The sequence below is a fragment of the Streptomyces ipomoeae 91-03 genome, assembly GCF_000317595.1.
GTDB lineage: Bacteria > Actinomycetota > Actinomycetes > Streptomycetales > Streptomycetaceae > Streptomyces > Streptomyces ipomoeae.
In genome coordinates, this window is the sequence record NZ_AEJC01000537.1 from 1 (window position 1) to 21,602 (window position 21,602).

16 protein-coding genes are annotated in these 21,602 nt (G+C 73.3%); 5 read left to right on the forward strand and 11 right to left on the reverse strand.

All coding sequences use genetic code 11. The annotated features are described in order from the left end of the window. Positions 1-1,631: 1,631 nt before the first annotated feature. Positions 1,632-2,375, forward strand: coding sequence for a hypothetical protein (locus STRIP9103_RS35195; protein ID WP_158696937.1), 744 nt, complete (start codon positions 1,632-1,634; stop codon positions 2,373-2,375). A 90-nt stretch (positions 2,376-2,465) separates the two neighbouring features. Beyond that, positions 2,466-3,191 carry a hypothetical protein gene (locus STRIP9103_RS35200; RefSeq protein ID WP_158696938.1) on the forward strand — a complete coding sequence of 242 codons (726 nt, stop codon included), beginning with the start codon at positions 2,466-2,468 and terminating at the stop codon, positions 3,189-3,191. A gap of 293 nt (positions 3,192-3,484) precedes the next feature. Here STRIP9103_RS35200 and STRIP9103_RS50940 read toward each other — a convergent pair whose 3' ends face one another. The 4 genes from STRIP9103_RS50940 to STRIP9103_RS35215 form a co-directional block, all read right to left on the reverse strand. Further along, complete coding sequence (locus STRIP9103_RS50940) at positions 3,485-3,643, reverse strand: DUF6760 family protein (RefSeq protein WP_009329918.1); 159 nt, start codon at positions 3,641-3,643, stop codon at positions 3,485-3,487. After that, on the reverse strand, positions 3,640-4,182 hold the full coding sequence (locus STRIP9103_RS35205; RefSeq protein ID WP_009329905.1) for a hypothetical protein: 543 nt from the start codon (positions 4,180-4,182) through the stop codon (positions 3,640-3,642). Before STRIP9103_RS35205 ends, STRIP9103_RS50940 begins: the two co-directional genes overlap by 4 nt. After that, entirely contained in the window at positions 4,182-4,625 is a 444-nt protein-coding gene (locus STRIP9103_RS35210; RefSeq protein WP_009329960.1) for a phage tail protein, read from the reverse strand. Before STRIP9103_RS35210 ends, STRIP9103_RS35205 begins: the two co-directional genes overlap by 1 nt. A gap of 69 nt (positions 4,626-4,694) precedes the next feature. After that, entirely contained in the window at positions 4,695-6,272 is a 1,578-nt protein-coding gene (locus STRIP9103_RS35215; protein ID WP_009329900.1) for a phage tail sheath family protein, read from the reverse strand. A 245-nt stretch (positions 6,273-6,517) separates the two neighbouring features. On the opposite strand from STRIP9103_RS35215, the gene STRIP9103_RS50280 reads away from it, so the two are divergent. Together STRIP9103_RS50280 and STRIP9103_RS35225 are read left to right on the forward strand one after the other, a co-directional pair. Further along, positions 6,518-7,684, forward strand: a complete 1,167-nt coding sequence (locus STRIP9103_RS50280; protein WP_052315603.1) for an eCIS core domain-containing protein — start codon at positions 6,518-6,520, stop codon at positions 7,682-7,684. Positions 7,685-7,692: 8 nt separating this feature from the next. After that, positions 7,693-9,147 carry a clostridial hydrophobic W gene (locus STRIP9103_RS35225; protein ID WP_009329955.1) on the forward strand — a complete coding sequence of 485 codons (1,455 nt, stop codon included), beginning with the start codon at positions 7,693-7,695 and terminating at the stop codon, positions 9,145-9,147. 578 nt (positions 9,148-9,725) lie between these two features. Here STRIP9103_RS35225 and STRIP9103_RS35230 read toward each other — a convergent pair. From STRIP9103_RS35230 to STRIP9103_RS35240, 3 genes are all read right to left on the reverse strand, one after another. Continuing rightward, the gene (locus tag STRIP9103_RS35230) at positions 9,726-11,837 is read right to left on the reverse strand and encodes an ATP-binding protein (protein WP_009329910.1); all 2,112 of its coding nucleotides are present in this window, start codon (positions 11,835-11,837) and stop codon (positions 9,726-9,728) included. Next, entirely contained in the window at positions 11,834-12,490 is a 657-nt protein-coding gene (locus tag STRIP9103_RS35235) for a DUF4255 domain-containing protein (protein ID WP_048821553.1), read from the reverse strand. Before STRIP9103_RS35235 ends, STRIP9103_RS35230 begins: the two co-directional genes overlap by 4 nt. A 223-nt stretch (positions 12,491-12,713) precedes the next feature. Continuing rightward, complete coding sequence (locus STRIP9103_RS35240) at positions 12,714-13,403, reverse strand: helix-turn-helix transcriptional regulator (protein ID WP_009329940.1); 690 nt, start codon at positions 13,401-13,403, stop codon at positions 12,714-12,716. Positions 13,404-13,969: 566 nt separating this feature from the next. On the opposite strand from STRIP9103_RS35240, the gene STRIP9103_RS52255 reads away from it, so the two are divergent. Beyond that, complete coding sequence (locus tag STRIP9103_RS52255; protein WP_009329952.1) at positions 13,970-17,359, forward strand: helix-turn-helix transcriptional regulator; 3,390 nt, start codon at positions 13,970-13,972, stop codon at positions 17,357-17,359. Positions 17,360-17,364: 5 nt separating this feature from the next. Here STRIP9103_RS52255 and STRIP9103_RS35250 read toward each other — a convergent pair whose 3' ends face one another. From STRIP9103_RS35250 to STRIP9103_RS35265, 4 genes are all read right to left on the reverse strand, one after another. Further along, the gene (locus STRIP9103_RS35250; protein ID WP_009329891.1) at positions 17,365-17,856 is read right to left on the reverse strand and encodes an SRPBCC family protein; all 492 of its coding nucleotides are present in this window, start codon (positions 17,854-17,856) and stop codon (positions 17,365-17,367) included. Between the two features lie 191 nt (positions 17,857-18,047). Further along, positions 18,048-19,673 (reverse strand): AMP-binding protein, encoded by a 1,626-nt coding sequence (locus STRIP9103_RS35255; RefSeq protein ID WP_009329894.1) that lies wholly within the window; start codon positions 19,671-19,673, stop codon positions 18,048-18,050. Between the two features lie 52 nt (positions 19,674-19,725). Further along, positions 19,726-20,733: an acyl-CoA desaturase gene (locus tag STRIP9103_RS35260; RefSeq protein WP_009329964.1), complete on the reverse strand. Its 1,008-nt coding sequence runs from the start codon at positions 20,731-20,733 to the stop codon at positions 19,726-19,728. A 7-nt stretch (positions 20,734-20,740) separates the two neighbouring features. After that, the gene (locus tag STRIP9103_RS35265) at positions 20,741-21,580 is read right to left on the reverse strand and encodes an SDR family NAD(P)-dependent oxidoreductase (RefSeq protein ID WP_009329912.1); all 840 of its coding nucleotides are present in this window, start codon (positions 21,578-21,580) and stop codon (positions 20,741-20,743) included. Between the last annotated feature and the right edge of the window lie 22 nt (positions 21,581-21,602).

Genomic DNA, 21,602 nt, shown 5'->3' on the forward strand with positions numbered 1-21,602 from the left:
GTGTGGGGGTGGTGGTCGGGCGGGGGGTGGAGGTGGCGGTCGTGGTGCCGGTGCCGGTGCCGGTGGCGGTTACGGGTGAGATGGATGTGGTGGTTTTGGCGAGGGTGGGGCGGAGTGGGGGTTCTGGGGTGCGTTGGATCGGTGTGGGGGTGGGTGCGGGCGTAGGGGCGGGGCTGTGTACGGGGGCGGGGGACGCGTGTCGTTGGACGGCCGTCGGGATGGGGGACGTGTTCGGCCTCGCCGGGGGCGTCGGGGTTGCCGTCGGGGTGGTGCGGCTCAGTGGCGGTACGTGTGGCTGTGCCTGTGCCGGGGATGTGGGGCGGTGGTCCTTGGGCGCGGGGCGGCGCAGGGGTACGGCGGCGGGGGACGTTCGGCGCTGGACGGTGGGGGGTGTTGTGGGAGGCAGGGCTGGGGTCAGGGCGCGTGCGGGGGTGAGGGGGCGTATGGGAGGGGGTGCTGCGGGCGGTGTGAGGGCGCTGGTGCGGGGTGCCGTGACTGGGGCGGGAGTGGCGGGGGCGGGTGTGGCTGGGCCGGGGGTGGGCTTCGGGGGTGTGTTTCGGGGAGTGGGGGTTGTCGCCCGTCGCGCCGGAGGCTGGACGGTGGGGACTGAAGCGCTGGGGGTGGTACGGCGTGAGAGGGGTGCGGCGTCTGCGGGTGGGGCGGAGAGGGGGGCGCCGAGGAGGGAGCGTTGACGGGAGGCCGGGGTGGTGGTGCGTTGGACCGGGGCGGGGGTGGGTGAGGACGTGGTCGGTCCGGTGGGGGCGGCTGGGGTGATGGGGGCGTTCCCGGTGAGGGGTGTGTTTGCCGAGGCAGTGGTGGCGTGCGTGGGCGCCACGTGGCCTGGGGGCGGGGTGGTGTTCGGGGGCGCCACGTGGCCTGGAGGCGGGGTGGTGTTCGGGGGCGCTGCCTGGCGTGAGGTCGGGGCGCCGAGGCCCATACGCCGGGTTCCGCCGGAAGCGGTGCGCTGCACGGGGTGTGTGGCTGCTGCGGACGGTGCGCCCGGTAGGGGCGCGGTGATGCCAGGGGTGGCCTGGGTGTTCTGATTCGGCCCGGGGAGGGGTGAGTTCGGGGTGCTGGACGGTGCGGCAGGGGCGGCCGGGAGCGGCGGGTCGCCGGCGACGGTCGCTGAACCGTCACCGCCAGGACGGACAACCGCCCTCTGGACCTGGGGCGCCGTGCCCGGACCGGGGGTCCCGCTGTTGGTGCCCGTCCTTGCGCTGGTGGGTGCGTTGGCAGGGCCGGCGGTGGTTCCACGCGGGGGCGCGGCAGGAACTCCGTGGTCCGCCACCGAACGAACGGCGCCGGGGGCCGGGTGGTGGGCACCGGTGGTCGCGGCTGCCGAGACGGGGACGGTTCCGGCGGGCTCGGCAGCCGTTGCGCTGGGGCGGGCCGTTGCCCGTTGGGCGTCGACTGCCGTGCCGCTGGGGGAAGCCGGTGTGCCGAGGGGGCCGGTGGTCGGTCGCCGGGCGCTGCCGATCACGGCCTCGCCGGGGCCGGCCGCCGGGCCGTGCGGACCGCTCACCGTCGCGCCGGGGGCGGCGACCGAGCGGTGCGGCCCGTTCGCTGCAAGGCCGGGGCGGGCGGGGGCGGCGGCCGACTCGGCTGCCGTACGGCTGGGGCTGGGGCTGGGTATGGCCCGTTGGACGGCGACCGATGCGTTGCTGGGGCCCGCCGTCGCCCTGTCGCCGGAGAGCTCCGGCGCCGTGCGGGGGTCGGTGACCGTTCCGGCGGGGTTGGTCGGTGTGCCGCTCGGGTCGGCCGTCGTTCGCTGGATGCCGACCACATTGGTGCCGGGGCCGGTGGCTGCTTGCTGGTTGTCGGTTACCGCGTTGCTGGGCTTGTTCGGTGTTGCGTTGTGGCGGCCTGGTGGTGTGTCGCGCCCGGTTCGGGTGGGCGTGGCCGGTGTGCGGCTGGGGTTGGTGGCTGCTCGCCGGATGTCGGCTGCCGTGTCGCTGGGGCCGCTCGTTCTCGCGTCGGGGCCGATTGCCGGTGCGCCGGACGCCCGGGTGGGTCCGGCAGAGCTGGTCGGCGTGCCGGTCGGGTTGGTCGTCGTCCTCTGGATGCCGGCCACCGCATTACTCGGTCCGGCGGCGGGCGCGTCGGGGCCACCGGCCCCCCGGCCGGATGCGGGAGTCGTGCCTGTCGGCGTGGTTGCCGAGCTGCTGCTGAGGTCGGTCGTCGTGCGTCGGGGGCCGGCGACCGCGTTGGCCGGGCCGGTCGGCGTGCCGCCGGGGGCGGTCGACGCCGGATGGGGAGTGGTCGATGGAGCGGCGGAGCTCTTCGGCGTTGCGCCGGGGTCGGCCGCCGTACGACGGGGATCGGTTGCCGCTCGTTGGACGTTGACCGTCGTACGGCTGGGGCCTGGGGCCATGTGACCAGGGGGCGCCGACGCGCCGGTGTCCGCCGCAGCGCGAACGGGGACGCTCGGCGCAGATGGTTCCCGTTGGACGTCGACGGTGGTGCGGATGCGGTCGTCTGCCGGGAGGGCGGGCCCAGCTGTCGTCCTGGGGGATGTCGGCGGTGTGACGCCGGCGCCGGGCGTGGTGCTGCCGGAGTCGGATGTCGCTCGCTGGATGCTGTTCGCCCCGCCGCCGGAGCGCGTCGACGAAGAGGAAGAGACGGAGTTCGACGCCGTACCGCCGACCGGGGCGTTCCCCGAAGCGGCCGAGGCGAGCAGGTCCGCGCTCGTCTCGGCCGAGTCGGCCAGGTCGGCCCTCGCAGCGGCGGAACCCGACGCCGTACCGCCTGGTCCCCCGTTCCCCGGAACGCCCGAAGCCTGTCGGCGCGCAGCCGGAAGCGTCCGGCGCTGCACGGCAGGTGTGGTGGGACCCTTGGTCAGCGGGGTCGGCCGGTGGGGGGTGGGCGACGGCGGTACGGGGGTGACCCGGGGGCCCGTCGGGCGGGTGGCCCGGATCGGGTGTGGGGCGCGCTGTATCGGCAGCTCGGCGGTGGCGGACGCGTTGACCGGCAGCGGAGGCTCGTCGTTTGCCACCGGCAGGGTGAGCGAGGGCGGTTCGAGCCCGGGGACCGGCCTTCCCGGCGTGGTGACCACGTCCTTGACCAGCCCGGCGGGGGCCTCGCGCAGGACGGCGTGGGACAACGTCCCGGTGAAGGACGGGTTCTGCCAGGTCGTCAACCGACCCCCGAACCCGGCATCAGCGACCCCGCTCCGCCCGACGACAGCCCGCTGAATCGGCCCCAGGCCCATCCAACCGGCCACCGGAGCCACGCCGCCGGCCGAAGCCGCCGCGCCCGGCGAAGCCACGCCCCCGACGGAAGCGGCGCCGCCGACCTCCCCCACTCCGGCCGCCGAAGCCACCCCGGCCCTCACCGCAGCCGTACCCACACTTGAGCCCGCACCCAAACCCGTGCCCGCCCCCGCATCGGCCGACCCGGCACCGGTCCTGTCCCGGCCCCGGTTCCGCCCCCGGGCCGTGCCGGTCCATGCCGTTCCGCTTCTCAGGCGGTCGAGGAAACCCATCGGTCAGACCTCCGAGCCCGCGCGTGACACGAGGGTCGCGATCTGTTCGGTGTAGCGGCGGCGGTCCTGGTGTTCGAGGTCCAGGATCTCCTCCAGGCTCCAGTGGAAGTGGTAGGCGACGTACGCGATCTCCTCGTGCAGCCGGTCGGTCGCGTACGTCACGATTCCCCCAGGCGGCTCCCGCCGAGTTCGACCTCGAAGGGCTCGGAGCAGTGCGGGCACTCCACGGCGGCGCGGGTGTGGCCCTCGGCGTTGACCTGGCGGTAGAAGTCCTGCAGGAACGCCAGGTCGGAGGCGAACATGTTCTCCACGATCCCGTCGTGCACCATCGGCAGCGTGCCGAGCCGGGTGATGACCCGGCCCAGCAGCACCACCGACAGATACGCCGGGTTCTCCTGCACACGGACGTCGCGGAGCGGGATCAGCTCGTCCCGGGCCGTGGCGAGACGCATCACGCCCTCCCGGTGGACCGTCCCCGACTCGTCGACGTAACCGCGCGGCAGCTCGAACGGGAACTCCGTCCGCAGCCGTTGCGCCATCGGCGCGACGGCGGGAGCGGGAGAGGGCGCGGGGGCGGCCGACTGCCCCGGCCCGGCACCCGGACCGGGGCCCGGTCCCGGCGCCGTCCCCTCGGCCGCCGGTACGTCCACGATCGCGCCCGCGCCCGCCCCGGCGGCCGTACGCCCAGCCGTTCGCCGCATTACTCGATGACCAGTTCTTCGAAGACGATGGTCACGGTCTCGGTGAGCGCGGCGGCCTCGCCGGCCTTCAGGGTGCTGGCGTCGACCTTGCTGCACCAGGCGTTGCGCATGTTGTACCGCTTCACCGGGTTGTTCTCGAAGTCCATCATGATGATGGAGGCGTTCTTGCGGGCCGAGGCCATCTGACCGGCGATCGAGTCGTTGATCCACTGCGTGAACGAGGCCGACTGCGTCATACCGCGCACCACCGTGCACTGTCCGCTCTTCTGCACACCCGGCAGCAGGTTGACCTCGGGGCGGCCCTGCGCGGAGTTCTGCTGATAGGTGATGACGTCCTGTTCGAGGGTGAGGCCGCTGACCTCCGCGAGGTACTCGACCATCACCCCGTCGATCTGGAGGCCGAAGTTGTGTGAAGTGAGGCTGTCGGCCTGCATCAGGCTCATGGGTTCGCTGTCCTTCTAGGCAAAGGGAGGAGTCACGGGGGCTGGGAGGGGGGCGGTTCCGGAGGCTTCCTACTCCTCCAGCTCCCCGCTCCCGCTGGAGAACTGGGCCAGCCGGAAGATCACGAACTCGGCGGGCTTGACCGGCGCGATGCCGATCTCGCAGATGACCCGGCCGAGGTCGACCGACTCCGGCGGGTTGGTCTCCTCGTCGCACTTGACGTAGTACGCCTCCTCGGGCCGCTGGCCGAAGAGGGCTCCGCCGCGCCACTCGTTGACGAGGAACGCGGAGACATTGCGCCGGATGCGGGCCCACAGGGCGTGGTCGTTCGGCTCGAACACCACCCACTGGGTGCCGATGAGGATCGACTCCTCCAGGTAGTTGAAGTACCGGCGGATGTTGAGGTAGCGCCAGGCCGGGTCGGAGGACAGGGTGCGGGCGCCCCAGACACGGATGCCACGCCCGGGGAAGGCGCGGATGCAGTTGACGCCGATGGGGTTGAGAAGGTCCTGCTCGCCCCGGGTGATCTGGAGTTCGAGGTCCACGGCACCGCGTACGACCTCGTTGGCGGGCGCCTTGTGCACACCGCGTTCGAAGTCGTTGCGGGCCCAGACGCCGGCGACATGGCCGCTCGGCGGGACCACCTTGGACTGGCCGGTGGCCGGGTCGAAGACCTTGATCCAGGGGTAGTAGAGGGCCGCGTACTTGGAGTCGTAGCCGGCGGTCTCCTGGCGCCAGACGCGGATCTGGCGGGCGTTGAGGCCGGGCGGCGGGTCGATGACGGCGACCCGGTCGCCCATCAGTTCGCAGTGGGCGATGAGGCCGAGCTGGACCGCCTTGACGGCCTCCAGGTCGATCGCGCCGCGCTGGTAGGCGGCCATCAGATCGGGCACCGCGACCATGGAGATCTCGTCGACCGCCTCCAGACCGCCGAAGCCGGTGCGGTCGGCGGAGTCGCCGAGGTACTCGCGCGGGCCGGGGTGCGCCTCGCCCGACCCGGTGGGGGCGACGGGGACGGGGGCGGCGGGCGCCGCCAGGGCCACCGTCTGGTTGTCGGGGCGTACGAGCTGCGCGGCGGGCGCCGCCTCCGTGACCGAGATGAGCTTCGAGCGCTCCTTGACCTGGGTGACGACGTAGTTGCGGCCGCCCTTCTTGGCGGTCACGTCGAAGGTCTCGACGGCCTTGTCGCCGTCCTTGACGATCAGCCGGAACCTTTCCGCCGGTCCCTCGCCCTCCGGGTCGGCGACCTCGACGCTGAGCGAGCCGCCCGCGATGGCGGCCACGCTGAAGGTACCCAGCTGCTTGGGCTCGCCCGGCGGAAGGGCCGCCGGAGCGGCGGAGCCGGTCACGGCGGCGGGGACGCCGGTGCCGGACGCGCCCTCGGCGATGCCGCCGACACGGACGACGTACGCGGCGCTGCCGCCGTTGTTGAAGAAGCCGTACACCGAGTGCGCGAGGTAGTACCCGTCGGTGAACTCGCCGAAGGCGGCGACGTACTGGGACCAGTTGGTCACCAGCGTCGGCTCGTTCAGCGGACCGGTCGGCGCCAGTCCGACGAAGGCCGCGACCGACGTGCCCACACCCTCGATGGGGCGCGAGCCGCTGGCCACCTCCTCGACGTATACGCCGGGCGACAGGTAGGACGGCATGCTCTGCTCTCCTCGGGGTACGAGACAGGTCGCTTCCACCCTCACGCGCGAAGCGCGGCCGTCGAAACGTCCTCCGGTACCTGTTCGGGGGCACCGCTGTTGCCCGTACGGGCAAGTCGTCCCCTCTCGTCTCCCGGTGTCTGCCCGTGGAGCCGCGCGAGCTGCCCGTGCGGCTGCCCCCGTGGTCCTTCCCGTGCCCGGCGCGTGCCCGTAAGGCTGGTGGACCAGCCGTGGAGGGGAGAGCCGTGCGCGCACAGGAAGAACGCACCGACAAGTCCGGCGACAAGGCCGGAAGTCGGGGCGGCGTCCGTCGGACCGGGTCGGCGGGCACGCCCGCCGAGCGACTCCTGGCCCTGCAGCGCTCCGCGGGCAACGCCGCCGTGGCACGGGCCGTCGCGGAGCAGCGCCACCAGCACGACGCGCACTGCGGCCACGGCCCGGCGGTTCAGCGTTCCGCGGTGCACCAGGTGCTGCGGTCCCCCGGCCGGCCACTCGACGAGCCGCTGCGCACCGAGATGGAGGGCCGGTTCGGCGGCGCCGACTTCAGCGACGTACGCGTCCACACGGACACGGTCGCCCAGCGGTCCGCCACCGAGATCGGCGCGCGGGCCTACACCTCCGGCAGCCATGTGGTGCTCGGCCCGGGCGGTACGGACAAGCACACCCTCGCCCATGAGCTGACGCACGTCCTCCAGCAGCGGCGAGGGTCCGTCCCCGGTACCGACAACGGCAGCGGGCTGCGGGTCAGCAGCCCCGACGACCACGCGGAGCGGGAGGCGGAGGCCAACGCCCACAGGGTGATGTCCGCCCCCGTGCAGCGCATGGCCACGGACGAGCCGTCGGCCACCGCCCCGGAATCCCCGGAACCGTTCGTCGGCGACAGTGTGCAACGGGTGTACACCGGCGCTCCGTACGTGACCTACGGCGCCCTGCACAACGGCGCGGGGAGCTACATGAAGGCGGAACTTCACCCGGGGCGGATCCCCCCGGGATCCTCCCCGAGGGTGAAGCCGCAGTGGTGGCCGAGGGCGGGCACCGGCGCCACGGCGGACTGGTTCGCCGCCCAGATGGTGCAGGGACACCTGCTCAACGAGAACCTCGGCGGCCCCGGAAACACCCTCGACAACCTCACCCCGCTGACCAAGACCGGCAACAGCAACCACCTTCACATGGCCGAAGCCCAGGTGAAGAAGGAAATCAACAACGGCAACATCGTCGAGTACGAGGTGAAGGCGGTCTACGGCCGGGTGACCGGAGCCGGACTCGGCGCCACCGGTGCCGTCGCCGCGGACATCGACGCCAATTACGCCACCAAGATCCCGGAACGACTGGAAGCGTCAACCACCGTGTACGACACACAAGGCAACTGGCTCTACGGCGAGAGCTGGATCGTCCACAACGAGAAGCACTGATCGCCGACATGAGCCTCTGGACCTCCCTCGAACCCGCCTCCACGACCGTGGACCCGGGTGCCAGCACGACCGTACGACTGCGCCTGCGCAACACCGGTGACGTCGTCGACGAGTACCGCTTCGAACCGGTCGGCGACCTCGCCCCCTGGACGACCGTCGAGCCGCAGACGCTCCGGCTGTACCCGGGGACCACGGGCACCGTGGAGCTGACGTTCGCCCCGCCGCGCACCCCGGACGCGACGGCCGGCCCCAACCCGTACGCCGTGCGGATCACACCGACCGAGCACCCGGAGGCGACGACGGTTCCCGAGGGGAACCTGACGATCACCCCGTTCACGGAGGTGCGGGCGGAACTCGTGCCGCACACCGTCAAGGGACGGTTCCGGGGGCGGCCCAAGCTCGCCGTGGACAACCTCGGCAACACCAAGGTGACCGCGTCGGTCAGCGGCAGCGACAACGGGGACCACCTCTCGTACGACATCCACCCGAGCAACGTCCAGATCGAGCCCGGCCGGGCCGCGTTCGTGAACGCCACGCTGAAGCCGCGGCAGATCATCTGGTTCGGGTCGAAGGAGGAGCGGCCGTACACCTTCGCCGTGCAGCGCTCGGGGGTCGCGCCGCTCGGCGTCGACGGCATGTATGTGCAGCGGGGGTTCCTGCCGGGCTGGCTCGCCACGTTCCTCGGTGTCTTCCTGGCGCTGGCGATCACCTTCGTGACGCTGTGGCTCGCCTACAAGCCGCAGGTCCGCAGTGACGCCAGGGAGAAGACGGAGCCGGCCGCCGTCAGCACGCTGGAGCCCAGCCCCGAGGCACCGGCGACCGCCCCGCCGCCCATGCCCACGGCTCCCCCCACGCCCCAGCAGCAGCCGGAGGAGGAGCCGGAGGCCGCGAGCAGCGGCGGCGGAAGCGGGGGAGGCAGCGGCGGCGGGTCGGACGGTGGCTCCGAGGAGAAGAAGAAGTCGGTGCCCACGGCCGCGACCGCCGTCAACCGGTTGGCCGCGTCGGACCCGGGCGGCAGGCACATCTGTTACCGCGCCTATGTGACGGGCAAGGGCTGGACGGCCCCGGAGTGCGACGGCGACATGGCCGGTACGGTGGGCCAGAGCAGACCGATCAAGGCCCTCAACATCGCGGTGGCCGGTGTCGGCGGCACGGCCAGCGCCGCGTTCGTCCACAACCCCGACTCGACCGACGGCAAGGGCACCTACAACGGCAAGCCGTGGTCCAACGCGCCCGACGGCAGCGACAACTACTTCGGCAGCACCAAGAAGGACGCCCCGGACATGCTGGGCTTCACCATCAACGTCGACAACGGCAACAAGGCGGTCTGCCAGGCGGTTCACCAGAAGGACAGGGGCTGGCAGAACCTGGCCTGCGACAAGCCGAACGAAGGGGATCACTGGATCTTCGGGGGCACCCTCGACAACGGCGTCTGGCTGGAAGCGGTCAAGTTCACGGTGTGAGCGTGTGAGGTGGGGCTCCGGGGAAGCCACCGACCGGGTTGGGGCGCGGTCGGTGAGTGGCGGGCCGTCGACTCCGGTCGGCGGTCCGTCAGTCGCTCTGCGCCCTGGCCCTCGGCCCCCGGCCGTCGGCTCCGGTCGGCGGTCCGCCCCTCGGGCTGTGGCCTGGCCCTCGGCCCCCGGCCGTCGGCTTCGGCTGGCGGTCCGTCCGTCGGTCTGTGCCCCGGGCCCGGGCCCCCGGCCGTCGGCTTCGGTCGGCGGTCTGCGCCCCGGACCCGGGCCTCCGGCTTCGGCTGGTGGTCCGTCCCTCGGGCTGTGGCCTGGCCCTCGGCCGCCGGTCGTCGGCTTCGGTCGGTGGTTCGTCCGTCGGGCTGTGGCCTGGACCCGGCCCTCGGTCGTCGGCTTCGGCTGGCGGTCCGTCAGTCGGTCTGCGCCCCGGGCCCGGGCCTCCGGCTTCGGCTGGCGGTCCGTCAGTCGGTCTGCGCCCCGGGCCCGGGCCTCCGGCTTCGGCTGGTGGTCCGTCAGGCGGTTTGTAACCCGGGCCCCGGGCCCTCGGGTCGTTCCCGCCTCCTGCCGGGTGGCTACCAGTTGCCCTCGCCCGGCACCAGGCGGCCTGCCTTGCGGTACTCGCGGCGGGCGCCCTCCAGCAGATCGGCCGTGGTGACCGGTCCGCCCCGCCCGGCGGCGGTGTACGCGGCGGTGACGACCGCGCTGCGGATGGCACCGCCGGCCAGCTCGAAGTCGCGGGCGACCGCCGCCGGTTCGGTGTCCCCGGCGCACGGCACATGGGCGAGGCTGTGCCGCCACAGGGCGAGGCGCTGCTCGGGGTCCGGGAACGGGAAGTCGACGACCATGTCGAGCCGCCGGGTGAACGCCTCGTCGATATTGGCCCGCAGATTGGTGGTCAGCAGGGCGATGCCGTCGAAGGACTCCAGCCGCTGCAGGAGATAGGCGCTCTCCATGTTGGCGTACTTGTCGTGGGAGTCCTTGACCTCCGAGCGCTTGCCGAACACGGCGTCCGCCTCGTCGAAGAGCAGCACCGCGTCGGTGCGGTCGGCCTCGGTGAAGATCCGTTCGAGGTTCTTCTCGGTCTCGCCCACGTACTTGTCGACGATCGAGGAGAGCTGCACGACATAGAGGTCCAGGCCCAGTTCGGCGGCGACCACCTCGGCGGAGAGCGTCTTGCCGGTGCCCGACTCGCCCGCGAACAGCCCGAGCACCCCACGCCCCCGGCCGCCCCCGGCGCTCAGCCGCCAGTCGCCGAGCACCCGGTCGCGGTGCCGGGCGCGCAGCGCGAGTTCGCGCAGTTGGGCGAGGGGCTTCTCCGGCAGCACCAGGTCGTCCCAGCCGACGTCGGGGCGGATCCGGCGCGCGTGCCGCTCCAGACCGGACGCGGACTGCTGTCGGGCGGCGAGCCGCAGATGGGCGGCGGTCACCTCGGTGCCGTCGAACGCCGCGAGGTCCAGCGCCGCGCGGGCGGCCCGCTCGATCCGGTCCCCGCCCAGCCGGTACGGGGCGACCGTGGCGGCCAGGTCGAACCCCGGCCCCTGCGCCCCCACCCCGAGCGCCGCCGACCAGACGTCCACCGCACCCGCCGGCGGCCGGGGCGCGTCGAGGACGAGCGGATCACGCTCGCACCACTGCGGGTCGTACGGCCGCGACCCGGCGAACAGCACGGTCACGTCGTCGGCCGCCGACAGTGCCCGCAGCAGCGGGCCCGGCCGCTCGGGAAGCGGGGACACGACGAGGGCGCGGGCGCCCAGGCGGGCTTCCAGGAGGAGGCGGGGGAGGAGGTGGAGGTCGGGGGCGTGGCTGGGGATGTGCCCGCGGGAGTGGCCGGGGGGTTCGGGTTCGTCCGCCGGGGGTGTGAAGTGCAGGGCCTCGACACCGGCCGAGCGCAGGGCTGCCGCCGCGCACGCCGTGCCGTCGCCCGGGCGGTGTTCCCGCAGATAGACGCTGAGCGGGGCGCCGCCCAGCCGGGTGGCCAGCCGGGCCGTGAACCCCTCGTCGTACGGCCCCGGGGGCGCCGCGAGCGGACGGACCTGACCGGTGAGCGCGGCGTCCGGGGCGTCGTCGCCGAGCAGATGCGCCACCAGCCGGTCGGGCACCCGCAACGAACGGCTCAGAAAAGGCCGTTCGGACTCCTCCACGCTCAGCAGCCCGAGCGCGGTCAGCGGCGCGGAGGGGCGGAACCGGGCGCGCGCCTCCGCGAGATGCACCGGCAGTCCGCACAGATCGAGCGCGAGCCCGGTCGTGGCCCGCCGTCTGCCGACGTCGTCGTTGAGATACCCGTACAGCGGTTCGAAGGAGCGGTCCAGATCGGGGGCGAGGGCGATCAGGAGGATGCGGGTGTCCAGCTCGGTGAGGCCGAGGCGCGCGGCGAGTCGGTTGAGCCGGTCGGCGGCGGGGGGTCTCGTACCTTCGTACGCCTCCACCTCCCCGTACGTCTCCACCTCCCCGTACGTCTCCTCCTCCGCCTCCTCGAACACCGAGGCGTACGACTCCCGCGCGGGCCGCAGCAGGTGTCGTACCGCCTCGTCGGAGAGGTACAGGCCCCGTAGCGGGTCCCCGGCGGTGGGGTCGTCGACGCTGCGGGCGGCGACCAACTCGGCGACGCGGTCGCGGAGTCGGGCCAGGCGGGTGAGGAGGGCGCCGCCGGGTGAGGGGGTGGTGCGGGGGGCGTGCGTGGTCACTGGGACCGTGCTCCGATGTCCGGGGCGGGCGCGAGATGCCGTGGCCGGTGGGCGCGCTCCGGCGAGTCCTCCAGGGTGCCGTCGATGCCGCGTACGCGTACGACCGCGCCCTCCGTGACCGGCGGGCCCGCGTCGTACTCGGGATAGGCCGGGACGGGAGCCGTCACGACGACGTCGAGAGACGGCTTCAGTTCGCCGCCGAGGGCGGACCAGATCTCGGCGAGGGACCGCGACTCGGCGTGCGGCCCCGCCACGGTCAGCGGCACGGACAGCCCCAACGCGCCGAGCGCGCCCGGAAGTTCACGGGCGGGCAGCAGCTCGTGCGGGAGCAGGGTGGCCAGCACCGCCGAGAGCAGCCGGTGTTCGTCCTGGGGCTGTTTGGTCCAGGCGGTGACCAGGTACGACAGCCGGAACCAGCGGGGCGGCAGGCGACGGCGTACGACGATGTCGCGCTCGTCGCGGACGGGGGCCTGGCCGCGCTGGCGGCGGGAGGTGTCCTCGCGGATGTCGTAGAGGTAGGCGTTGACGGTGGGCGCGTTGCGGCGGGCCGCCCAGTCCCGGGTCGGGGCCTCGAAGGAGACGTCGATGCCGGAACCGGCCAGGGCGCCGCCCTCGATCAGTGTCTTGAGGACCTCGTCCACCTCGTGGATCACCGTCGTGCTCCCGCTCCGTACGTCCTCGTATGCCCCTCTCCTGCGCCCGTCGCGCGGCCCGCTCGTCATGCCGGGTCTTCCGCTCGCGTGCGGCCGAGGCCTGTGCCTGTCGTGTGTCTGCCCCCGATGGTGCCCTTCCGGGTGTCCGTCCCCGCAGGCGTGGCGGGGACGTCGTGCGGGCAGACCGTGGTGCCCAAGTGGCCTGGTGCGGATGCCCGTTCGATCAGATGTAGCCTTCCCGGAGGGCATAGGCCACGGCGTGTGCCCGGTTGCGAAGGTGCAGCCGGGTGGTGAGGCCATGCATCACGTTCTTGACGGTGCGTTCGGAGTACGACAGCTTGCTCGCGATCTCCCCGGTGTCCAACCCCTCGGCGACGAGCCGCAGGACGTCGATCTCACGCGGCACGAGGCCGGAGAGCGGCCCCCCGGCCCGACCGGCCACCGAGCGTTGCAGGGTGCCCACCTGGTTGATGAGCCGCCCGAGCAGATCGGCGGGCAGATCCCCGTCGCCCCGGGCGGCGGCGATCACGGCCTGCGACAGCCGGTGCGCGGTGGCCTCGTGGCGCCACACCACGGCCCCGACGCCGCACTCGATGACATCGAGCAGTTCGGACTCGCGGATCGCGCTCACCACGAGCACGGCCCGCGCGCCGTCGCTGCGCACGAGTCGGCGGAGCGTCGACAGCGTGGTCTCGTCCGGGGTGTCGCCGATCAGCACGGTCACGGTGCCCGGCCGGGGCTCGGCGCCGTCGACCAGGTCGATCACCGGGTGCCCGCGCAACTGGCTGAGCACGCCGGCGCGGGAGAGCGGGTCGGAGGTGTGGACCGCGACCGGGATACGGCGCTCGGGATTCGGGGCGCGGTGGTCTGCGATGGGTCGGCCCGGGTCCGTCGTGGTCCAGCCCGGGTCCATTGTGGTCCGGACAGGGGCCGCCGGGGTGCGGGTCGGGTCGGCCGGGGTGCGGATCGGGTCCGCCGTCGCCCTGCCTTGGTTCGTCGGGGTCCGGATCGATTCCGTTGTGGCCCGGGCCTGGTTCGTCCTCGTTCTGCCCTGGTCCGCCGTGGTCCGGATCGGTTGCGTCGGGGGTCTGCCTGAGTCCGTCGTCGTCCTGCCCTGGTCCGTCGTGGTGCGGAGCTGGTCCGCCGTGGTCCGGATCGAGCTGTACAACCGTTTCTCCCATGTCTGCCATGTCCGCGATGGCTGCGTGTCCGCAGCTCGCGCGGTAGCGGCTGTGAACACCGCAGTGGTCGCCGCTCCTGTGACGGGAGTGGCCGACGGGCTCCGACCACACTCCTGTGAGCGGTGCGGCGCGGGCAATCGTGGACGACCACGAGACGCACCACGAGATCGGTGATGACCCCGCCACGAAAGCCGACGACCACGACCGGTGCACCATGACCGCCCGTCACACGTCTACCGAAGCGGGCCACGCCCCGGCGACCAGGGCAACCCGGGACCCTCTACGACAGGAGACAGCGATGTGCGGACCGGAACCGCTTCTCGAACGCGAGGACGCCCTGGAGCTGCTGGTCGCGGAGGCCGCCCGGGCGCGAACCGGAACCGGCCGCCCGGTGCTGCTCAGAGGTGCCACCGGAACCGGCCGCACCGCGCTGCTGGAGGCCGCCGCCGAGCACGCGGCGGCCGAGGGCATGCGCGTCCTGCGGGCCCGCTGCTCGCCGGAGCACACCGCCGTACCGTTCGACACGGTCTTCCAACTCCTCGCCCACGGCCCGGAGTTCGACGCCGTGGCGGAGGAGGCGCCGGACGCGCCCGGCACCCCGCCGCACCGCGGCAGGTTCGCCCGGCTGTGGCGGCTGCTGTGCTCGTACGCGGCCGAGGCCCCGCTGATGGTCGCCGTGGACGATGTGCACTTCGCCGACGTCTGCTCGCGGCGCTGGCTCGTCGAGACCGTACGGCGGATCGACCGATTACCGGTGCTGCTGGTGATGACCGAGCGCAGCCAGTACGACATCGACCCCCCGGCGGACGGCCTCACCCACGCGCTCTCCCCCTCCCTCGTCCACACCCTCACCCTGGCCCCGCTCGGCCCGGACTCCATGGCCGAACTGGTGCGTCACGCCCGGGGCGGCAGCGCTCCGGCGGACTGGGTGGACGAGTGCGTACGCGCGAGCGCGGGCAGCCCGCTGCTGCTGCGTGCCCTCCTGGAGGACCTGCGGAACACCGACACGGAGGGCCTCGCGCACGCCGACGCGGGCGCCCTCCCCGACACCTGCGCCGCGCTCTATCCCGGCGCCTACCCGGCCGCCGTCTCCTGGTGGCTGGACAGCGCCGGACCCGCGACCACCGAGGTCGCACGGGCGCTCGCCGCGCTGGAGGACGGGGGCGGGTGGGGAGATGGGGCCGGATGGGGGGACGGGCTCGGCTCGGACGCCAGGGGTGGCGCGGCCGGTCGGGGCGAGGGGGATGCCAGGGGTGGCGCGAGCAGCCGGGGTGACAGGGGTGTGGGGGATGTCCGGCGTGGCGCGCCCGGTCGGGGTGACGGGGATGCCGGGGGTGGCGTGGGCAGCGGGGGTGACGAGGCCGGTGGGGATGCCGGGCGTGGTGCGGCCGGTCGGGGCGACCGGGCCGGCGGGGGTGCCCGGCGCGGCGCGGTCGGCCGGGGCGACAGGACCGGTGGGGATACCTGGGGCGGCGCGAGCAGCCGGGGTGACAGGGGTGTGGGGGATGCCCGGCGTGGCGCGGCTGGCCTGAGGGAGAGGGGCGGTGTGGACGCCCGGCGTGGCGTGACCGTCTGGGGTGGCAGGATCGGCGGCCCCACCAGGCGCGGTGCGGTCGGCCGGGGCGACAGGACCGGCGGCTTGGTGGCCGACGCCGCGCTCCTCGCCCGGACGGCGGATGCCGACCCCGCCCGAGTGACGGGCTGGCTCACGGCGATGACCCGCCTCGGCCTGCTGCGTCCCGACCCCGACGGACGCCCCCGCTACGCCCACCCCCTGCTCCGGGACGCGATCCTCGGCGGCTGGCCCGCCGCCCGGCGGCAGGCGGCCCACCAGCGCGCGGCCGAGGCGATGCGCCACCGGGGCGACGGCGCCGAGGCGGTCGCCGGACAGCTGCTGCGGTCCGCCCCCGTGGACAGGGCCTGGGCGACGGGCGTGCTGCTGGACGCCGCCGACCTGGCCGTCCGCGACGACCGCGGCGAAGACGCCGTGGCGTTCCTGCGCCGCGCCCTGGACGAGCCGATGTCGCCGGGCCGCCGCACGGTCGTCCTCACCGAACTGGGCTCACTCGAATACGCCACCGTGCGCTCCACGGCCGGGATACAGCGCCTCACCGAGGCGCTGAAACTCCCCGGCCCGCCCCAGGACCGGGTGCGCGCGGCGGTGGCGTTGGGCACCGTCCTCGCCCGCCGGGGCGAGGCCCGCGTGGCGATCGACGTCCTGCGCGACCTCCAGGACGAGCACCTGACCGGCCACCCCGACCTGGTCCGCACGGTCCACACCGCCTCCGCGCTGCTGTCCGACCACGACCAGGGCGTACGCCAGGACATGTACCGCTGGCTCCGTGAGACCGCCGAGCGCTCCCCGGCGCTGGTCGGCACCGCCGGACAGGCCCTGCTGGTGCGTTACGAGTCGACGGCGGGCCTGACCTCGGCGGAGTCGGCGATGCGCCGCGTCCGCGCCCTGCTGGCCGAGCCCGCCGAACCCCTCTCGGAGGCCTTCCTGCTGGGCACCGCCGCGGCCGTCGCCCAGTGGGCGGACCAGTTGGACGAGGCCGAACGCCTGGTCTGCCGAGGCCTCGCCGGACAGCGCGCCTCCCTGCTCCACCCGATGCACCAGGCCCTGTTGAACGTACGCCTCGACATAGCCACGGCACGTGGCGCGTACGCCGAGCTGACCGAACTACCCGAACTGGCCGAACTCCTCGCCGACTCGGGAGCGTCGGGCCCGACCGAGGGCGGATCCGAGTCCGCGAACGCGCGGGCCCACGCGATCATCGCCCTGGTCGAGACGGGCCGTACGGAGGAGGCCACCCGCCTCGCCGACGACTTCGACCTCCAGCACACCCACGACTGCTGGGAGGTGAACCGCTTCCTCTACGCCCGAGGCGTCCTGCGCGCCGCCACCGACGACCCCGCCGGCGCCCTCGACGACTTCCTGGAGTGCGGCCGACGCCAGACGGCCAGGGACGTCCTGAGCCCGGTGGTCACCCCGTGGCGCGCGGCCTCGGCCGAATGCCACCTGACCCTGGGCCGCCCCGGCGAGGCGCTGGCCCTCGCCGAGGAGGAGCTCCACCTCGCCACGGTGTGGCACACACCGCGAGTACTGGGCCGTGCCCTGCGCGTCCTGGCCATGGCAACCGGGGGCCGCCGAGGCCTGGAACTGGCGGAGAGGGCGGTACGGATGCTGCGGGAGGGGACGGAAGGGGCCGCCGGCCCGGCAGAGGGCGACGGCGCGGGGGAGGAGACGCCGGACGGCAGGGCAGCCGTGGCTCCGGGCACCGAACCGGCCGAGACCGAGCTGATCCCCGCCCTGATCGCCCAGGGACGCCTGCTCACCGCCGCCGGTGAACGGACCCGGGCCCGCGACGCCCTCCGCGAGGCGGCCGAACGCGCCGAACGGCTGGGCGCGGTGCGCATGCGATCGATGGCGGAGGAGGCCCTGCGCGAGGGCGGTGCCCGCCGCACGGCGACGGCCATGACCGGCCCGGAATCCCTCACCGACGCCGAACGCCGCATCGCGGCCCTGGCCGCGCAGGGCCGCACGAACACCGAGATAGCGGGCCTCCTGCACCTGGCCCGCCGCACCGTCGAAACCCACCTGACCAGCGCCTACCGCAAACTCGGCATCCGCCGCAGATCCCAGCTCCCCACGGCCCTCACGCCCGGCGCCGCCCAGCCGTCCTCCTGAACCCATCAGGCGCCGTGCTCGACCGTGCGGGCGAGGATTCCGAGGGTGGCGCGGAGGGCGGATCGCTGGAGGATGGGGAAGACTCCGGCGGCCCGGTAGCGGTCGTGGATCCGGCTCCAGTCGTAGTACGAGGTGACGTGGGTGCCGTTCGCGGTGGGCTGGAGCCGGTAGCCGTAGTGGTGGTTGACAGCAGGGGTGAAGTCCGGGGATGTGGGGGTCCATTCGATGAGGGAATCCGGCTCGAAGCGGGTGATGACCACCGTGACGTCGTACTTGCCCATCGGGAGGTCGCCCAGTGCCTCGCGGTCCATGTGCACGATGAACGAGTCTCCGGCCTTGCGTACGGGGTCGCCGTCCGCGGACTGAAGCATCCCCGAGCTGTCGATGGCGACATGGCCTTGGGGGTCGCACAGCAGGCCGAATATCCGGGTCGGTGACGCCGCGATCTCACGGCTTACCTCGAACCGCTCCGTTTTCACGGGTTCCATGGGTGCCATGGGCTGCTCCTCCTGATCGGCCGAGGCGCCGGCCCGCTCGTCATTCGTTCATCCGGTCACCGGCCCATTAGTTCGGGTGTTCGGGTGTTCGGGCGGGATTCTATTGCGTCGACGGCACCCATCGGCGGGGCGCGGCGCCGGCTCCCGGCGGCGCCGCACCCCGTACGTGGGATCGCCCGCGGCACGCCCGGTCAGGCGAACGTCACCCGGGCCACCGGAGCGAGTTGTCCCTCGTGGAGCAGTACGCGGCAGCGGAAGCGCTGGATCTTGCCGCTGGGTGTCTTCGGCAGGACACCACGCGGGAGGAACAGACACTCCGCGAGGGCGACCCCGGCCTTCTCCATGGCCAGGGCCGCGGCCTCCTCGGCGATGGGCCGGTAGTCGCGCGGGTTGCCCTGCGGCTCCACCATCAGCACGAGCCGGGACATCCCCGAGTCACCGGCGTCGACGACGGCCGCACAGCCCTTGCGCACGTTCCTGAGGCTGTCGACCGCCGACTCGATCTCGGAGGCGTAGACCTTCCGACCGCCCACCGACAGCATGTCGTCGGCGCGGCCCAGCACATACAGCTCGTCGTTCCGGACGAAGCCCAGGTCGCCGGTGCGCAGCCAGCCGTCCTCGAAGCGGGCGGCCGTGCGCTCGGGGTCGGCGTAGTAGCCGTTCGCCAGGCTGGGGGACGACACCCGGATCTCCTCGATCCGGCCGCCGGAGCCGGCCCGCACGGCGACGCCGGGCAGGGCGACGCCGTTGGAGACGAGCCGGGTCGCCTTCGGATGATCGGGGGCCACCTCGACCACCTCGCCCTCGACGAGCGCGGGCCCGTCGAAGGCGAGCGCCCTGGGCGGCTCGGCCCAGGGTTTGCCGGTCACCGCGAGCGTCGCCTCGGCCATGCCGTACGCGGGCTGGAACGCGGAGTCGGACAGGCCGAACGGCCGGAACTTCTCCGTCGCCTCGGCGAGGGTGTTCCAGTCGACGCGCTCCGCGCCGATCACGGCGGCCCGCAGCCGCAGTTCCTTCGGCAGCGAGCCCCGCCCCTGAGCCCGCGCCGCGAGGTACACGGCCGTGCTGGTGCCCGCCGTCATCGTCGCCCCGTACTCCGACATGTCGCGGAACCAGGTGCGCGGCGCCATTCCGAACCGGTCGGGCGAGGACAGCACGAAGTCGAAGTCGTACGCCCACGAGTACAGCAGACAGCCGAACATCCCCATGTCGTGCGAGAGGGGCAGCCAGGAGGCCACGGTGTCCGCGCCCGGCCGGCCGCCCGTCAGATGCAGGATGATCCGCAGCTGCTCCTCGATGGCACGGGTCGTCAGCGCACACCCCTTGGGCATGCTGGTGGAGCCGGACGAGTACTGGATGAACGCCAGGTCGTCCCGCCCCGGCGGGCTCGGCTCGATCCGGCCCGAGCCGCGCAGCGCCGACCAGCCGCGGACCGGGAGGTGCCGGCTCAGCTCCTCGGGGACCATGCCGGTCAGCCAGTCGTCGACGAGCAGGAGTGTCGGGTCCAGCCGCGCCGACAGGGCGCGCAACTGCTCGCCGTACGCCTCGGGGCTCTGCCCGCGGGTGGGCAGCGGAAGCGAGGCCACGGCGCCGCCGGCCAGCCAGACGGCGAGCAGCCCGCGGACGGTGTCGGGTGTGTTGGTGAGGATGGCGGCGACCCGTGTGCCCGGCCGCACCCCGAGGGTGCGCAGCCCCGCGGCCATCCCGTGCGCGTCCTCGACGACCTCGCGCCAGGGCGTGTGGTCGAAGGCGTCGCCGTTCCACTCGTGCAGCACGCCGTGCGAGGCGCTGCTGGTCAGGGCGTTGAAGAACTCCACGTACTACTTCCCCCGTCTCTTGTGTGTCCCGTTCTCCGGCCGCGCCCGTCGCCTACTCGACGTCCACGAGGGAGGCGTCGGAGTCGCGGCGGCGTTCGGCCATGGGCGCGAGGGACTGCTGGGACTCCAGGAGTTCCTTGCGGTCCATCGAAGCCCCGCTGACACGGCTGACGTTGGCCTCGCGCATGGTCATGCGCTCGGGGTCGATACGGATGACCTTCCAGGCCAGATGGGTCTTCTCCAGGGACCAGATGAGGATCGCGGAGAGGTCGATCTCGTACCACTTCATGCCGTGCCGGGCGGAGCGCGGGAAGGCGTGGTGGTTGTTGTGCCAGGCCTCTCCGAACGACGGGATCGACAGCCAGGCCACGTTGCGCGACTCGTCGGTGGTCTCGAAGCGGCGGCGCCCGAAGACATGCCCGACGGAGTTCACGGCGTACGTCATGTGGTTGATCAGGAAGATCCGGACCAGACCGCCCCACAGCATGCCCGTGAGCCCCGCCCGCACCGATCCGCCGGTGATCGCGAAGGCGATGACGCCGGGCAGGACCACGCTGGAGGCGGTGACGAGGACCAGGTGCTCGCTCAGCCAGCGCAGCGGCTTCTCACGGACCAGGTCGGGGCAGTAGCGCATCGGGTCGGAGCTGAGCTCGACGTCCATCAGCCAGCCCAGGTGGGCGTGCCACAGCCCGGCCATGGTGCCCTTGAACCCGGGCTCGAAGTCCAGGTGCGGGGAGTGCGGGTCGCCCGGCTTGTCGGCGACACGGTGGTGCTTGCGGTGGTGGGCGGCCCAGATCAGCGGCGGGCCCTGGCCGGCCATCACACCGGCGGTGGCGAGGGCGTAGCGGATGGGCTTGTAGGTCTCGAACGAGCGGTGGGTCAGCATGCGGTGGTATCCGGCGGAGATCCCGAAGCCGGAGACGGCGTACATGATCACCAGGACCACGATGTCCGACCAGCCGAAGATCTTGTTCCACAGCAGTGCCATGGCGACGAAGACCGCGACGAGCGGGATCAACGACGCCCCGAGGATGAACCAGCGGTGTTTCCTGCCATCCATGTCTTTCTCACTTCCGGGAGTTGACGGTCTGTCTGGTGCCGGTGGTGCCGGCGCCCCTGGCCTTGCGGAACAGGGGCAGGAACGCGCCGCGCAGCACGGGAATCAGCAGCGCGCGCGGGGTGTGGCGGCCCGCCAGGTACTGGGCCTTGGCGACCGGGCCGGGGACCACGAGGCGGCGCCCCTCGGCGAGACCGCGCAGGCCCGCCTCGGCGACCCGCCGGGGGGTGAGCCAGGCGAGGAACCGGTGGTCCTGCAACCCGGGGACGCCGCCCACCGCGTAGAAGTTGGTCCGCACGGGGCCGGGTGCGAGCAGCGTGCAGCTCACCCCGGTGCCGCGCAGTTCGTCGTGCAGCGACTCGGCGAACGTGTTGGCGAACGCCTTGGTCGCCGCGTAGGTGGCCGCCGTCGGCACGGGCTGGTAGCCCGCGGTCGAGCCGGTGATCAGGACGCGGCCGTGCCGGCGGGCCAGCATGCCGGGCAGCAGGGCCTGCACCAGGGCGTGCAGCGCGACGACGTTGACCTGGACCTCGGCGGTCTCCCGCACCGGGTCGTTCGCGCCGAACGGCCCGCAGGTGGGGAACCCGGCGTTGGCGCAGAGCACCGACACCGGCTCGGCGGCGAGTTCCCCGGCCAGCTCCTCGCGTGCGGCGGGATCGGCCAGGTCGCAGGTCCTCACGCGCACCGTCACCCGGTGCTCGTCCCGCAGCTCCTTGGCGAGCAGTTCCAGGGCCGGCGTGTTGCGCGCGATCAGCCACAGGTCGTGGCCGCGCGCGGCCAGACCCCGGGCGAGGTGCTCGCCGATGCCGGAGGAGGCCCCGGTGACGACCGCCCACTTCGGGGCGCTCACGCGGTCCTCCCCGGCCGGCGCG

What these genes read in the sequence shown, in the direction of transcription:
- STRIP9103_RS35225 (WP_009329955.1), top strand. Translation starts at nt 7,693, where the DNA reads ATGAGCCTCTGGACCTCCCTCGAACCCGCCTCCACGACCGTGGACCCG.
- STRIP9103_RS35205 (WP_009329905.1), bottom strand. Translation starts at nt 4,182, where the DNA reads ATGCGGCGAACGGCTGGGCGTACGGCCGCCGGGGCGGGCGCGGGCGCG.
- STRIP9103_RS35250 (WP_009329891.1), bottom strand. Translation starts at nt 17,856, where the DNA reads ATGGCACCCATGGAACCCGTGAAAACGGAGCGGTTCGAGGTAAGCCGT.
- STRIP9103_RS35210 (WP_009329960.1), bottom strand. Translation starts at nt 4,625, where the DNA reads ATGAGCCTGATGCAGGCCGACAGCCTCACTTCACACAACTTCGGCCTC.
- STRIP9103_RS35260 (WP_009329964.1), bottom strand. Translation starts at nt 20,733, where the DNA reads ATGGATGGCAGGAAACACCGCTGGTTCATCCTCGGGGCGTCGTTGATC.
- STRIP9103_RS35240 (WP_009329940.1), bottom strand. Translation starts at nt 13,403, where the DNA reads ATGGACCCGGGCTGGACCACGACGGACCCGGGCCGACCCATCGCAGAC.
- STRIP9103_RS35215 (WP_009329900.1), bottom strand. Translation starts at nt 6,272, where the DNA reads ATGCCGTCCTACCTGTCGCCCGGCGTATACGTCGAGGAGGTGGCCAGC.
- STRIP9103_RS35195 (WP_158696937.1), top strand. Translation starts at nt 1,632, where the DNA reads ATGGCCCGTTGGACGGCGACCGATGCGTTGCTGGGGCCCGCCGTCGCC.
- STRIP9103_RS35200 (WP_158696938.1), top strand. Translation starts at nt 2,466, where the DNA reads ATGCGGTCGTCTGCCGGGAGGGCGGGCCCAGCTGTCGTCCTGGGGGAT.
- STRIP9103_RS52255 (WP_009329952.1), top strand. Translation starts at nt 13,970, where the DNA reads ATGTGCGGACCGGAACCGCTTCTCGAACGCGAGGACGCCCTGGAGCTG.